Origin of the sequence: Ruminiclostridium josui JCM 17888, from assembly GCF_000526495.1 — a bacterium.
GTDB lineage: Bacteria > Bacillota > Clostridia > Acetivibrionales > DSM-1351 > Ruminiclostridium > Ruminiclostridium josui.
The window spans coordinates 3396582-3411554 of record NZ_JAGE01000001.1 but is presented as its reverse complement, the minus strand read 5'-3'; the positions used below and the strand labels follow the sequence as shown (position 1 = coordinate 3411554).

Genomic DNA, 14973 nt, shown 5'->3' with positions numbered 1-14973 from the left:
TTATAAACACCAAAAATAGAACCCTTAATGTCGTCATCTTCGACATTAAGGGTTCTAAAACTTATTGTGGCTTTTATGTTTTTACCGAAATACTCCTGTACTTCCCTGAAACTTCATCTTTTGATGAATAGTCTAATAAAAGCACTTCATCAGATGGGTATAATAAATTTAACTTGATAAAGAATACTTTTTTCAAAATATTTTTTGCTTGAATACCTTTGTATTGAGGAAGATATCTATCAATAAACTCCTCATTTCTAAGCATAGAATGAATATCACCGGAAGATAGATAATCATCTTCTCTTTTCAGACAATCCGGAATTGCACCAGAACTGTCAGTGCTGAGAAAATCAAGTACCATGTATTGCCTGAACTGTTCAAAGCTTAAATTATCTTGGCAAACCCCTTTGTAAAAGTTATACAGAATTTGAATATTTTCTCTATACGATACGGGTCTGTCCAAATATCCCTTATCCCTGCAATAATGTGCCAACTTTTCATACAAAATAAATGAATCCCAAGTAAAGCAACTCTTTTCAATAAAGTTCAGTGAATTGCCAAACCTACCGGAATTGTAATATCTCTCGAAAGTCTCCTCAATGTCTTTTAAAAGTAGGATTTCGTCATATGAAATATACTTATTTTTCAAAACCTCATATGGTGCATAATCTCTGAAATAGAAACCATGCTTTTGGGACTCTAATCGTATTCTGGAGCCTTTAAGCATTTTTAGAAAGCCCAGTTGAAGTTGATGAGGTTTTAAGTTATAGACATAAATAAAAGATTTTTTAAAACCTTCAAAATCCTCATAAGGTAAACCTGCTATCAGGTCAAGATGCAAATGAATATTTCCTATACCAAGGATTTTTTTCACATTTTCTGTTAACACATCTATATCCGTTACTCTGTCAATTTCCTTTAAGGTTTGAGTGTTTATAGTCTGAATTCCTATTTCAAGTTGAATCCTGCCTTTTGGGGCTTTACTAAGTATATCCAGCATCTCACTGTCAAAAAGGTCAGCAGCTGCCTCAAAGTGAAAAACTGTTTCACAATTTAAGGATATTAAGAATTTTAATATCTCTTTTGCCCTTCCCTTATGGCAGTTAAATGTCCTGTCAACAAATTTTATAAGTCTTGGTTTATACTCAAGAATTCTTAAAATATCACTTTTTACACGTAACATACTAAAGAATCTAATTCCGTTGAAGGTAGATGAAATACAATAGGAGCAAGAAAATGGGCAGCCTCTAGATGATTCATAATAAACTATTCTGTTCAATGTAGTTTTCATTAACTCGTTATTGTATGGGGAAGGAACTTTATCAAGCTCTTTTACCAGATTAAAGCCCTTATTAAATATTACAGAGCAGCTACTCCTGTAAGCTATTCCTTGTAAGTTCTTATACTGCTCCGTACCGGCATACAAGTCCTTTATCAAAACTGGAAATACGTCCTCTCCTTCGCCGGATATAATAAAATCAAGCTCTGAATTTTCTGCCATGATTTGCTCAGAATCATAAGAGACCTCAGGCCCCCCCAGAATTATGCGACAGTCCGGCAACAGCTTTTTAAGCTCTTTTGTTATTGAAAGAACAATTCCAATATTCCATATATAGCAGGAAAACGCTATGATGTCGGGCTTTTCCCTGTAGATTTCAGAAAGAACATTGTCCCTAATATCATTTATGGTAAATTCACGGACAGTTATATTATCAAACTCATTTATGCTTGCTTTCAGATACCATATTGCAAGACAGGTATGAATATATTTTGAATTTATGCCTACCAGCAATGTTTTCATCTAAATTCCCTCTTCATAGGTAAAAGTAAAAATACCTTAATATTATCCCATCTTTAGCGTTGATGTACAAGTCTTGCCCATGTTTTAAATATCTGATCGAAATAGTAGTAAAAGTCCTTTCTTTTTATATTTTCCATGGCTTTGACATCAGTAGATGCCAGCACTTTACCGTCAAGTACGTAGTTAATGGTACCTATACTACTTCCCTTTTGTATAGGAGCTTCTAACGTTTTAGGAATATTATATTCCACTTTAATCCTGTCTACTTCGTCCTTTTTTAATGGAATTGATATGTCTTTATCAGAATAAATTCCAACCGCTTTATTTAACCCTTTATGTATGTTCACATTTGTTATCTGCTGCCCCTCCTTTAGATAGTCATATAACTTATAGTTGTCATATGCATAATCCAGTAATATCTTACTGCTCTGAGCTCTAGTAGACCTACTAGAGCAATTTAATACTACAGATATAATTTTCCATCCGTTATGTGTGGCAGAGGTTACAAGGCATCTTCCTGCCTGACCGGTATAACCTGTTTTTACTCCGTCTGCTCCTGGATAAAGGCTTAGCATCTCATTTGTGTTATTAATAGGTTTTCCTTCAAAGGAGGAGGATTTTCTGCTTACTATATCACAGAACTTCTCATTCTTTAAAGCATATTGTGTAATCAACGCAAGATCATATGGAGTTGAATAATGCTGCGGATCATCCAATCCATGAGGCGTTACAAAGTTTGTATTGGTTGCTCCTATTTCAGCGGCTTTTCTATTCATCATTTCAGCAAATGCTTCAACAGAACCTCCTACATGCTCTGCTATTGCAATAGCCGCATCGTTTCCCGATCTTAGCATCATTGCATTGAGAAGGTTCCCAAGTTTATAGGTTTTTCCCTCTTTAAGTCCAACTCTAGAGCCCCATATAGATGCTGCATTTTTACTGACAATAACATCTTCATCATCTTTTCCATTTTCAATAGCAACTATTGCGGTCATGATTTTTGTTGTACTTGCTATTGAACTTCTCTTATATGCATTTTTTTCATACAAAACCCTGCCGCTTTGTGCATCCATTACAATTGCTGCGCCAGCCGAAACTCGAGGCAGCTGATTTCCTGCAGCCTCCCAACTCTCATTTTTAATTATATCGGTAATGGGCCCATCATCATTTGCATCATCTGCTTTTACCATATTAGTACATAACAGGTTTGATAAAATAATCATAACTGTCACAACTATTTTTGCAGTTTTTTTCAAAAACCTCACATCCCCGGAATTTTATTAAGCGGACAAATATCAAGCGTTATAAATATATGAAAAGTGTAATGCGATTATAACGTTTGGATATATTAATTATATGAAAATAAATCAAACTTTTATTTTTTATTATCGTACAATTAAAGGAGTTGAAAATAGCTGTCAATTTACTAAAAGACTGTAATATTATATAATTAGTCTGGTAAATGATACATAATCTTTATTGGAGGCAATGAAAAAACATGAAAAATGTTGTAATAATATCTTCAGATTATACGGGACATGGCCATAAAAGTATCAGCGAAGCTTTACAAGAGCAATTTTGCATGCATGAAGATGTCTGCTTAAATATAATAGATGGATTTGAACTTGGCGGCAATATGTGGATAAAGGTAGGTAAGTCCTATGGTATGGTAACAAGAAATGCAAAGGAAATATGGAAGCTTGCATGGAAGATTTCCAAAAGAAATCCATCCTTTATTCATGAGTTTACAGAACTAACAATTAGAGAAAATTTTATAAAGTTATTAAGGAAACTAAAACCCGATTTAATTTTAAGTGTACATCCGGTTTTTAATACACCTATAATTAACATACTTAAAGAATATAGAATCAATATACCTTTTGTCACTTTTGTAGCTGATTTGGTAAGTATATCACCCATGTGGGCCGATTCAAGAGCCGACTGTATAATCTGCCCTACAGAAGAAGCAAAGCAAAGATGTATGGGGTTCGGTGTTCCTGCACACAAATTAGAAGTTATAGGTTTCCCTGTCAGGTCTAGATTTACAAAGCACATCTCTCAGGAAATCCAAAATAATGATTATACTTTGGATAGACCGCTGGAATGTCTTATTATGAGCGGCGGAGAAGGTTCAGGAGACATGAATAATGTTGCCAGAATTCTTCTGGAGAATTTTAACTGTAATATACGTATAATTGCAGGGAGAAACGAATCTATGAAAGAAAAGTTGGAAAAAACCCTTTCTCAGCAATTTCCGGGAAGAGTTGAAGTATATGGCTATGTGACCAATATTCAGGATTTTATGCTCAAATCAGATATCGCTTTTACCAGAGGCAGCCCAAACGTTATGATGGAAGCAGTTGCCTGCAATGTACCACTTATTATAACAGGTGCATTACCCGGACAAGAACAAGAAAATCCTGATTTTGCAGTTAATAACAAACTCGGTATATATTGTGATGATTTATCATCTTTGGCTGCAGTTGTATCCGGTTTACTGGCTGATAATGCAAAAGGACTTAATGAGATAAAGCAGGCACAACGGAGTTATTTTGACCATGCTTCAGCAGAGAAAATCGTTAATCATGTTCTGAATCTTATAAAAAATGATGTTTTTATATACCCATCCGAACTAAGACGAAGAAAGAAATTTCTTACATTGAGACTTCAATCCCGTAAAAGTTCCTGAGTATAAATATTTTTGTAAAGTCAAAAAAGCTTGTTCAGTTTGAATTTATCAACCTGAACAAGCTTTTTAATATTATTTAATATTAGTCATTTGTCAACTTTAATTTTTCAAGAACATAGAATATTGTGCTTATTACTATTCCTACTAAAGTAGCAAGAACCATTCCCTTTAGCTCTACATTTCCAGGAAGCTTTATTGCTGTTCCGCTGATACCTATTACAAATACTACTGCAGTAAGTATAAGGTTCTTTGATTTGCTGTAGTCAATTTTTGCTTCAACTATCATTCTTATACCTGAAGATGCAATTATACCAAACAACAGCAGACTAATACCACCCATTACAGGGTCAGGGATACTTGATATTATTCCTGAGAGCTTTCCAACAAAAGCGATTATTATAGAGATAACTCCTGCTCCTCCAATAACCCAAACACTGTATACTCGTGTTATAGCCATTACTCCCATGTTTTCACCATAGGTTGTTGTTGGACATGAACCGCATAAACCCGAAAGCATTGTTGATAATCCGTCTCCCAGTAATGATCTGTGAAGTCCTGGGTCTTTTGTTAAGTCTTTTCCAACAATATTGCTTGTTACAAAAAGATGTCCTATATGCTCTGACATAACTACCAGTGCCGCAGGTGCAAGTATTAAGATAGCATTAAAGTCGAATGAAGGAAGTTCAAATGTAGGAATACTGAACCAATTTGCAGATGTTATAGAATCAGTATTTACATACTCCATAGCTGCTGCCAAACCATAACCAGCAACCACGGCAATCAGAACAGGTATTACTGAAAGAAATCCTCTGAAACAAAGGTTTCCTATTATAACTATTGCTAGAGTTACCAGTGAGATAATTATTGCTTTGGTGTCAAATACACCTTTATCATTTGGCAGCAAACCTGCCATGCCAGCAGCACTACCAGAAAGCTCAAGTCCTATAAGTGCTACTATAGGGCCCATTGCAGCAGGCGGAAGTACTATATCAAGCCAACTTGTACCGACTTTGCCTATTATAAGAGCTACTATCGCAAATATCAAACCACATACTATATACCCGCCCAGTGCCTTTGAAAAATTGTCGTTATAATTTGTTGAACTTGCAATTATTGAAGCAGTAGGTGAAAGAAAGGCAAAACTGGAGCCAAGGAATGCAGGAGCTTTTCCTTTGCAAAGCAACAAGTAAATTAATGTTCCAATACCATTAAGTAAAAGTACAAGTGCCGGGTCTATAACCTGCACATTGTTGTACTGAGCCAGTTGGTCCGGTGTCATATTGTCTAGTGTTGTGTGAAGAACGTTTTTCAGAAAATCACTTTTTGCATACCCATTAAATAAAAATGGTACTAATACAGATGCTCCGAACATTGCAAAAAGATGCTGTAAACTGAGAGGTATTGCCTTTAGAAAAGGAACTTTTTGGTCAACTTGTATTACCGGTCTTTCGTTTTTCATTGTATAAATCCCCTCCATAAATTTTGTAATCAACTCGCATATTTTTATCTGATAATTCTAATCATATCCAATATACGAAATTTGATTTATGAAAATAAAAAAACCTTACTGACTAGGCGCAGCAAGGTAGGGTCTCTATCCATAAAAATACACTTTTCCCATATATACCTTACTAGCCTCTCTGGACTAATTTAAAAGTTTTTTTATCCGAAAATGATTCTATCATATTATTCAACAATAGTCTACATTTTTTTATCTAAATTTATTTAACCAAAAGCCATTTTTTACTTATTATATTTTGAACTTTATGTGCCATAATAAGCACTAAGGAGGTGATTTATTATGGCTAACAACAGAAGTGGTGGAAGAAGCAGTGGAGCTTTTGACAACATGAAGTACGAAGTTGCAAGAGAAGTTGGTGTCAACTTGAAGGAAGGTTATAATGGTGATATCACTTCCAGAGAAGCAGGAAAGATCGGTGGTACTATTGTAAAAAAGGTTTTTTCTTCTTTTAGAGAACAAAACCCGCAAGCTTAAAGTAAGAAAAACAGCAGGAGTTTAACTCCTGCTGTTTTTTATATTATCTCCTTGATAAGGTGATAAATTTTTTCAACTGAATCTGTAACACTGTTTTTTGAAGCATTTTTTGACATTTTTTTTAAAACATCTTTATTTGATATCAAACTGCAAATTTGCTTATAGAGCAAGTCAGCATTTAGTTCCCCTTCAAGAATTACAACTGCTCCGCCGTCTCTCTCCAGTGACCTTGCATTATGCTCCTGGTGATTTGCAGTTACATAAGGTGACGGAATCAAAATTGAAGGTATCCCCATAGCCTGAAGCTCACTTATTGTTATAGCACCTGCTCTGCAAATCATCAAATCACTTGCTGTATATACTTGGTCTACGTTATATATGTAAGGTACTACTTTCACCATATCCTTATACTTTTCATCAACTTTAATAGTTGCGCTTATTTCATCAAACTGAGCTTCTCCTGTAGCAAAAATCAGATTAAATTCACCCTTGAAATAGTTGTTGAGCATATCAGCAATTGTTTCGTTGATTTTCCTTGCTCCTCTGCTGCCTCCCATGGCAACTATCAAAGGTTTTCCCTCAACAATATCCAAATCGGATATAACATTTTCTCTGCGGGATTTAAGCAGTTCTTCCCTTACTGGATTACCAGTGAGAACCAGTTTCTTCTTATTCTTGAAGTATTTTTCTGCATCCTTGAAGCTTATAGCTACGTAATTAACATATCTTTCAAGGAGCCTGTTGGTTACACCCGGAAAAGCATTTGATTCATGTATTAATGTAGGTATTCCTTTTTTAGCTGCCATATACAATACAGGCCCACATACATATCCTCCGGTACCAATTACAACATCCGGATTAATTTTTTTTAGAAGTCTTGATGCCTGAAAGAAACTCTGTATCAATTCCTTTATGGCAATTAGAGTATCCATAGAAAGCTTCCTTTTGAAACCCCTGACAGTGATTGTTTCCAGTGGAAAGCCTTCTCTTGGAACCAATTTGGTTTCCAGCCCTTTTATTGTACCTACAAATGTTATGTCAGCATCTGCATCCTTTTGCTTTATATACTTTGCAATTGCCAGTCCGGGATTTATATGTCCTCCCGTTCCTCCTCCTGCTATTAAAACCTTCAAATGATCTCACCTCAGAATCGTTCATAATTTGAATATCTTGATATATTCAGCAGTATACCAACTCCAAACATAAGAAATATCAGTGATGTTCCTCCATAACTAAAGAAAGGAAGTGATATACCTGTCGGTGGTATGGAATTTGTTACAACTGCAACGTTAAACAGAAATTGCAGACCTATAAGGCAGGTTATACCTGTGGCCATGAGACTTCCAAAGGTGTCAGGCGCATTCATGGCAACTTTAATACCTCTCCAGATAAATATGAGGAACAAAAGTATTACCACAAGTGCCCCCATAAATCCAAGCTCCTCTGAAAAAACTGCAAAAATATAATCATTATAAGGCTCGGGAATCCAAAGGTACTTCTGCATACTTTGTCCCAGTCCTCTTCCAAAGATTCCTCCTGAACCGATAGCCAACAAAGATTGAACAGTCTGCCACCCCTGATCCTTGTAATAATCAAAGGGATGGAGCCATGCTAAAACTCTGTTAAATCGATACGGAGCGGCAAGGATAGCCCCCACAACTCCGATTATAACGGGTGCAGCCATAGCAACAAAATGTGATATCTTTGCTCCCGCACAGAAAAGTAATATAAATGAAGTAATTACGATTATAAGAGTACCACTCAAATGTGGTTCTATAACAACCAATCCTGCAACAAACCCAACTAAGATAAGGTATGGTAACAGTCCTTTAGTAAACGACTGTAAAACATCTTTTCTTTTTGACAGGCTGAAAGACAAAAACATAATAATTCCCAGTTTAGCCAACTCAGAGGGCTGAATTGTTTTTGAACCCACTCCAAGCCAACGCTGTGCCCCATTTCTATTTTGCCCTACTCCCGGGATTAATACCAATATAAGTAAACCAATACTTATCATAAGAATAATAGGCGATATCTTGCCCCATTTACGATAATCAATATTCGTAGTCCCTACCATAACAGCAATACTCAATGCCATGTAAAGCAGCTGCGGTCTTAGCAGCATAAATGACTCCCCAGTCTTCTGTGTAGAAAAGTAATAACTGGAGCTGAATACCATTATGGTTCCTAATGAAAGTAACAAAATTACTGCTGCAAATATCCAAAAATCAAAAGGCTTTGTGTTCTTGTTCCTCATTTTATTCCTCCAGCCTTGTACCGTGTATATTTTGATTATATGTAAAAAATATGTTATTAATTCCCATTATCAAAACAAGTCTGAACCAATTACAATCAGTGACGCAATTGCAAGTAATACTGTTGCTATGATAAACACTGCTACAACCTTAGTTTCTTTCCAACCTTTTAGCTCAAAATGGTGGTGAATTGGTGCCATTTTAAAAATACGTTTTCCGGTTAGTTTAAAGGATGCAACCTGAAGAATTACCGATATTGCTTCTATCAGGTAAATGCCTCCTACAAGAAATAATATAAGAGGCATTCTCATCATAACTGCTATGGATGTCAATGCTCCACCCAACGCAAGGCTTCCTGTATCACCCATGAAAACCTTTGCCGGATGAATATTAAAGGCCAAAAAACCAAGGCAGCCTCCTGCAATAGCAGCAGAAAATACTTTTATATACCCCCACTCACCGTTTGTAAGAGAAACAATTGTAAAAAATATAGCTACAACCAGCGTAACTCCAGCACAAAGTCCATCCAAGCCATCTGTAAGATTTACAGCATTAGTAAAGAAGTACATAAATAATACTATAAATATAAAGTAAATCCAGGGTTGTATAATTATATTTGTAAAGGGAATTACTATTGAGCTTCCGGCTTCAGTATACCTCATGACATAAAAGGCAAAGGAAACACATACAATCAATTGAAAGAAAGTTTTCTGACTTGCAAAAAGTCCGTCCTTCCTCTTTTTTACAACCTTTATAAAATCATCAATAAATCCAACAGCAGCAAATCCCAAAGTTGACATCAGTACAGGTACTATCTGGGGATAGCTTTGATAAAAGTATATTGATGTAAGGGTTAACGGGATAATAAAAATAAGCCCTCCAATTGTCGGCGTTCCCATTTTTTTTAAATGAGTCTGCGGTCCATCGTCTCTTACTGTCTGACCAAATTTTAATCTCCGCAAGAAAGGAAGTAGTATCGGTCCTGCAATCAAAGCAAGCACAAAGGCTGCCGCAAACGCTATTATATGTTCAGATGTCAAAGAAAAAGTAAGCAAAACAATTTCCCCCTGTTTATTTATATGGCAATCATTCTGACTTCATTATTCCGTCAGCGATTTCTTCCATTTTCATTCCTCTTGAGCCTTTTATCAATATGTAATCTCCGGGCATTACTATTCCTAAAATATATTTAAGTGCTTCCTTGTTGCTTTCAAAATGGCGCAATTTAATCTCACTATTGCCTAAGTCAGCTACTGCCTGAGATATCATTCTGGAATCCTGTCCTACAGTAATCAGAAAGTTTATTTTTTTATTTTTTATAAACTCTCCAACTGAGTAGTGTAAATCTCTTGACATATCCCCCATTTCGAACATATCTCCTAAAACAGCAATACTTCTTGAGCCCGAAGATATTTCTTCTAGAACGTTAATTGCTGCCTGCATGGACTGAGGACTTGCATTGTAAGCATCATTTATAATTTTTATGCCATTATGATTTATTATACTTTGTCTCATATTTCCCGGACTGAACTGATTAATTCCATTAATAATCATTTCCATTGGAATCTTCATTTCAATTCCTGCTGCAATGGCAGCAAGTGCATTGTATACATTATGTATACCTGGAACAGGAATTTCAACATCAAAATTACGTCCGTTTACTGTTATTTCAAAGGTAGTTCCTTGTTCTCCCATAGTTTGATAGTTTAAAGCCGTGTAATCGCTGCCACTCTTCATTCCGTAGAAAACAGTCCTAAAAGGAAGCTTTCCTTTCAAAGACGTAAGTAACGGATCATCTCCATTTAGTATAACTAATCCATCCTTATCAAGTCCTTCAAGGATTTCCAGTTTTGCCTTTAGAATTCCTTCTTGGGATTCAAGCTTCTCAATATGTGAAACACCTATGTTTGTTATTATTGCAATACGAGGTTTGGCAATAGCAGTAAGTCGGCTGATTTCGCCAAAACCGCTCATTCCCATCTCTATTACAGCTGCTTCATGGCTGTTATCAATATTCAAAACAGTCAGAGGAAGTCCTATTTCATTATTGAAATTACCCTGAGTCTTTAAAACACAGTACTTTTGAGACAGCACACATGACACCATGTCTTTTGTACTAGTTTTACCTACACTTCCTGTTATTCCCACTACAGGTATATCAAATTTTTTGCGATGCCATGCTGCTAAATCCCGTAGGGCCCTGGCGGTATCCTCTACTAAAACCGCTGAGCAGCCTGCCACCATCGGTATTTTTTTTGAAGTCAAGCAAACCGAGGCACCAGCCCTGAAGCACTGCTCTATATAATCGTGGCCGTCAAATTTTTCTCCAATCAACGGTATAAATAAACTATTATTAGTTACCTTTCTGGAGTCTGTGGTTACACCGTAAAAAATCATACCAGGTTCTCCCCAGAGAAGTTTACCTGCTACTGCTTCTGTCAGCTCAGCACAGTCAAAAGAAATCATGCTATTCACTCCTTCCGAGTTCTACCAGCACCTCATTTACTACCTCGCGTTCATCAAAGTGTATTGTTTTTTCGGCAAATTGCTGGTAGGTTTCATGTCCCTTGCCTGCCAAAATAATTATATCTCCATCCTGAGCATTTTCAAGTGCAAATTTTATTGCCTGTCTTCTATCAGTTATTTTAATATATTTTCCTTTTGTTTTTTTAATGCCTTCTTCTATGTCTTCTATTATCAGTTCAGGGTTTTCAGTTCTTGGATTATCAGAAGTTATTATTGTAAAGTCAGCTATATTTCCCGAAATTTCACCCATCGCTGGTCTCTTTCCCTTATCTCTATCCCCTCCGCACCCAAAAAGGCTGACAACCCTTCCATGTGCAAACTCTTTAACTGTTTTTAGTACTTGTTCAAGGCTGTCAGGAGTATGTGCGTAATCTATTAGAACAGAATAGTTACCACCCGTTTTTACAGATTCCATTCTGCCCGGAACCGTAACCTTTGTCAGTCCTTTTTTTACATGCTCCAATGTAATACCAGGAATTAGGCAACAAGAGCCTATAGCCGCCAATGCATTGTATATATTAAACTCTCCTTGAAGATCTGTCTCAATATTAATGCTGCCCCATGGAGAATTGAGTTTAAAGTACGTGTGCCCTGTTTTCTTTACTATATCAGAAGCCCATATATCCGCTTTGTCGCTCAAACCATATGTTAGCACCTTGCATTCAGCTAATTCCGCAATTTTTCTGCCATATTCACTGTCTATATTAATAACGGCTTTACGGCACATTTTAAACAGCTTTGCTTTTGCATTAAAATATTCCTCAAGGGTTGCATGTTCCCTTGGCCCAATATGATCCCTTGAAAAATTTGTAAATACGCCAATGTCAAAATCACATTTTGCTACCCTGTGAAGTTCCAATCCCTGAGAGGATACCTCCATTACAGCACTGTCTACATTTTTATCAATCATATCATTGAAAAGGCTCTGTAAATCATATGATTCTGGAGTTGTTCTGGAGGTGTATAATACCTGATTTCCTATAAGATTGGCAACAGTGCCTATCAGTCCCATATTATGCCCTGCAGCCTCTAGAATTGATTTAACCATATAGGTAGTTGTAGTTTTACCTTTTGTTCCTGTAATGCCTATAAGGTTCAATTTTGAAGACGGATGGCAAAAAAATGCATCTGATACTGCTGCAAGTCCAAACCTTGTATCATCTATCTCAACTGTTGTAATCCCTTCAGGTACTTCAACATGCTTCTGAACTAGAAATGCCTTTGTTCCATTTTCTATAGCATCATTTATGTACTTATGTCCGTCAACTACAGTTCCTTCAATACAAACAAAAAGACTGCCTTGTTTTGATTTTCTGGAATCATATGCTATACTGTCAACTTCCACATTAAGACTTCCATTAATTTCTTTGATATTCAAATCTTTTACAAGCTCTTTTAGTTGCAAATAAAAACACCTCCAAATATTAGAATCCAATGCTTTCTATAAGTATTGCCCTGTTTTTTTACCACTAAACTAATCTGAAACTACATTCCTGAATATAACTTCTATAACAGCACCTTTCTTAACTTTTGTACCTGCATCTATATTCTGGCTAACCGCTGTTCCGGTACCGTTGACACGAATATTAAGTCCAAGTTTCTTAAAAGCTTGGGTCGCATCATAAACAGACTTGTTCTTAACGTCCGGAACCTTAACTGTCGCTTCCTCTTTTGCCTTATAGGTATAGAGTATAACTATAGATTGCTCATGAAGTAACGCGCCAAATTTCGGAGTCTGATCCTGTACAATTGCCTTTTTGTCAGTGTTGCTTCCTTCTATTTTATACTCTAGTTTGTTTTGTTTCAACAGTTTAACTGCCTCTTCCACTGTCTTGCCCTTTACATTTGGAACCTGAACCTCCTGAAGCAACTGCTTTTTGTCTTCCTCTGTGTATTCCTTTTCAACACCCTTATAGCTGAGAATATCATCTATAAGCTTTCCTACAACAGGAGCAACCAGCATACCGCCTCCGGGATTGTACATATCAGGATAATCCAATACAACCAGCACACACAGGCTTGGATTGTCAGTAGGCGCAATGGCTGAAAATGAAACTATGTATCTCTTATTTTTTCCTACAATATTTAGTTTTTGAAGTTTTGGGTCCACTATTGTTTCCGATGTACCTGTCTTACCTCCGATTTTGTAGCCCGGTATCTTAGCATTTTTACCTGTACCTACATCTACAACCCCTTGGAGTATAGATTTTAATGTATCGGAAGTTTGTCTAGATATTACTTTTCTTACAACTTTTGGCTCAAATTTCTTTATTACACTTCCTGTTTCGTCTACTACCTCTTTAACAACATGAGGTGTTATCAGGTCTCCTCCGTTTGCAATTGCACCATATGCCTGTATAAGCTGTATAGGTGTTATCTGGAAACGTTGTCCAAAGGAAGCTGTTGCCATGTTTACCTCTGTAGGGTTTGTAAACATTATACCGCGTGCTTCACCGGGTAAATCAATTCCTGTTTTATCATAAAAACCAAATGCTTTTACATATTTAAAAAACAATGGTACTCCCAATTTTTGGGAAAGACGCACGAAAACAGGGTTACAGGAGTTATAAACCCCTTCTCTGAAAGTTTCATGTAAATGGGCGTTTGGTTTCCAACAATTTATGTTCCACCCTCCAACCTTTACAGTAGCATCGGTAACCTGTGTATCAGGGGTAATAGCGCCCTCTTCAAGGCCTGCCGCTGCTGTAATCGGCTTAAATGTGGAACCGGGCTCATATGTATCAACAACTGCTTTATTTCTCCATACCGTCTGTTGGAGATATTCTACATCTTCCTTGCTTTTTCCAGTCCAGGTTTCAGGGTCTTTTCCCTTTGGAACTCCTCTGGGATCATTCAAATCAAAATCGGGTTTTGAAGCTAATGCAAGTATTTCACCGTTTCTTGGGTCCATTACTATTGCAGTAGCTCCGTTTAATACATTATTATCTGAAATTGCCTTTTCCAAAGCCTTTTCAGCAAAATACTGAATTGTTTCGTCTATTGTAAGAATAACATCATTACCGTCCTGAGGCTGTATGAATTTTTCATCGCTCATACTCAATGCCATTCCGCTTGCGTCTGTTTCACTGAGAATTTTACCGGGTACGCCCTTTAAGTATTTCTCCATCATCTTTTCAACACCGTCAAGTCCATCATTGTCTATATTGGTGAAGCCGATAACGTGAGCAGCCAGATTTCTATTGGGATAAAATCTCTTTGTATCTTCATCAACATAAATACCGGATATATGGTTTGTACTCTTCCACTCCCGTACTTCGTTTCCTACTTCCCTATCTACTTTTTGTTTTATAAGTTCATATTGGTTATTCTTAGTAAGCTTCTTTTTAATTGTTTCCATGTCCATGTCAAGTATAGCTGCAAGTTCACTGGAAATCTTGTCTAAATCCAGTTTTTGTTTTTTTATCTCCTGAGGACTTGCACTTATAGTATCTACTGAACCGCTTACAGCTAAAGGTTTCATGTTACGGTCATATATAGTACCTCTTTTGGCACTTATAGTACGATTCTTTGTCTGTTGATTATATGCAAATTCCTGATATTCTTTACCGCTATATATTTGAATCCATGCAATTCTTAACACTAGCATAAGTGTTAGTATGGTAAAAACACCAAGTATAAACAAAAGCCGTTTTTTTATTTTCAAATTTACTCCAGCCAAAGCATTCTCCCCCTTGTTGTCTATTAA

At 36.5% G+C, this 14973-nt stretch carries 11 protein-coding genes; 2 read left to right on the top strand and 9 right to left on the bottom strand.

Going from position 1 to position 14973, the window contains the following annotated elements:
* Positions 1-73: 73 nt before the first annotated feature.
* A complete protein-coding gene (locus K412_RS0115460; protein WP_024833944.1) occupies positions 74-1801 on the bottom strand; it encodes a B12-binding domain-containing radical SAM protein in 1728 nt (575 codons plus the stop codon).
* Positions 1802-1854: 53 nt separating this feature from the next.
* Positions 1855-3066 (bottom strand): D-alanyl-D-alanine carboxypeptidase family protein, encoded by a 1212-nt coding sequence (locus tag K412_RS0115455; RefSeq protein ID WP_479691918.1) that lies wholly within the window; start codon positions 3064-3066, stop codon positions 1855-1857.
* A gap of 233 nt (positions 3067-3299) precedes the next feature.
* Here K412_RS0115455 and K412_RS0115450 point away from each other — a divergent pair, with 233 nt between their 5' ends.
* Complete coding sequence (locus K412_RS0115450; protein ID WP_024833942.1) at positions 3300-4490, top strand: MGDG synthase family glycosyltransferase; 1191 nt, start codon at positions 3300-3302, stop codon at positions 4488-4490.
* 82 nt (positions 4491-4572) lie between these two features.
* Here K412_RS0115450 and uraA read toward each other — a convergent pair whose 3' ends face one another.
* A complete protein-coding gene (gene uraA / locus K412_RS0115445) occupies positions 4573-5949 on the bottom strand; it encodes a uracil permease (RefSeq protein ID WP_024833941.1) in 1377 nt (458 codons plus the stop codon).
* Between the two features lie 342 nt (positions 5950-6291).
* On the opposite strand from uraA, the gene K412_RS0115440 reads away from it, so the two are divergent.
* Positions 6292-6486 carry an alpha/beta-type small acid-soluble spore protein gene (locus tag K412_RS0115440; RefSeq protein WP_012634928.1) on the top strand — a complete coding sequence of 65 codons (195 nt, stop codon included), beginning with the start codon at positions 6292-6294 and terminating at the stop codon, positions 6484-6486.
* A 38-nt stretch (positions 6487-6524) separates the two neighbouring features.
* Here the strand turns inward: K412_RS0115440 and murG are convergent, their stop codons facing one another.
* The 6 genes from murG to K412_RS0115410 form a co-directional block, all read right to left on the bottom strand.
* The gene (murG, locus tag K412_RS0115435; RefSeq protein ID WP_024833940.1) at positions 6525-7619 is read right to left on the bottom strand and encodes an undecaprenyldiphospho-muramoylpentapeptide beta-N-acetylglucosaminyltransferase; all 1095 of its coding nucleotides are present in this window, start codon (positions 7617-7619) and stop codon (positions 6525-6527) included.
* A gap of 11 nt (positions 7620-7630) precedes the next feature.
* Positions 7631-8743: a putative lipid II flippase FtsW gene (gene ftsW / locus K412_RS0115430; RefSeq protein ID WP_024833939.1), complete on the bottom strand. Its 1113-nt coding sequence runs from the start codon at positions 8741-8743 to the stop codon at positions 7631-7633.
* Between the two features lie 69 nt (positions 8744-8812).
* The gene (mraY, locus tag K412_RS0115425; RefSeq protein WP_024833938.1) at positions 8813-9796 is read right to left on the bottom strand and encodes a phospho-N-acetylmuramoyl-pentapeptide-transferase; all 984 of its coding nucleotides are present in this window, start codon (positions 9794-9796) and stop codon (positions 8813-8815) included.
* Positions 9797-9827: 31 nt separating this feature from the next.
* The gene (locus tag K412_RS0115420; protein WP_024833937.1) at positions 9828-11207 is read right to left on the bottom strand and encodes a UDP-N-acetylmuramoyl-tripeptide--D-alanyl-D-alanine ligase; all 1380 of its coding nucleotides are present in this window, start codon (positions 11205-11207) and stop codon (positions 9828-9830) included.
* 1 nt (position 11208) lies between these two features.
* Positions 11209-12672 (bottom strand): UDP-N-acetylmuramoyl-L-alanyl-D-glutamate--2,6-diaminopimelate ligase, encoded by a 1464-nt coding sequence (locus K412_RS0115415; RefSeq protein WP_024833936.1) that lies wholly within the window; start codon positions 12670-12672, stop codon positions 11209-11211.
* A 69-nt stretch (positions 12673-12741) separates the two neighbouring features.
* The gene (locus K412_RS0115410; RefSeq protein WP_024833935.1) at positions 12742-14946 is read right to left on the bottom strand and encodes a penicillin-binding transpeptidase domain-containing protein; all 2205 of its coding nucleotides are present in this window, start codon (positions 14944-14946) and stop codon (positions 12742-12744) included.
* Positions 14947-14973: the final 27 nt, after the last annotated feature.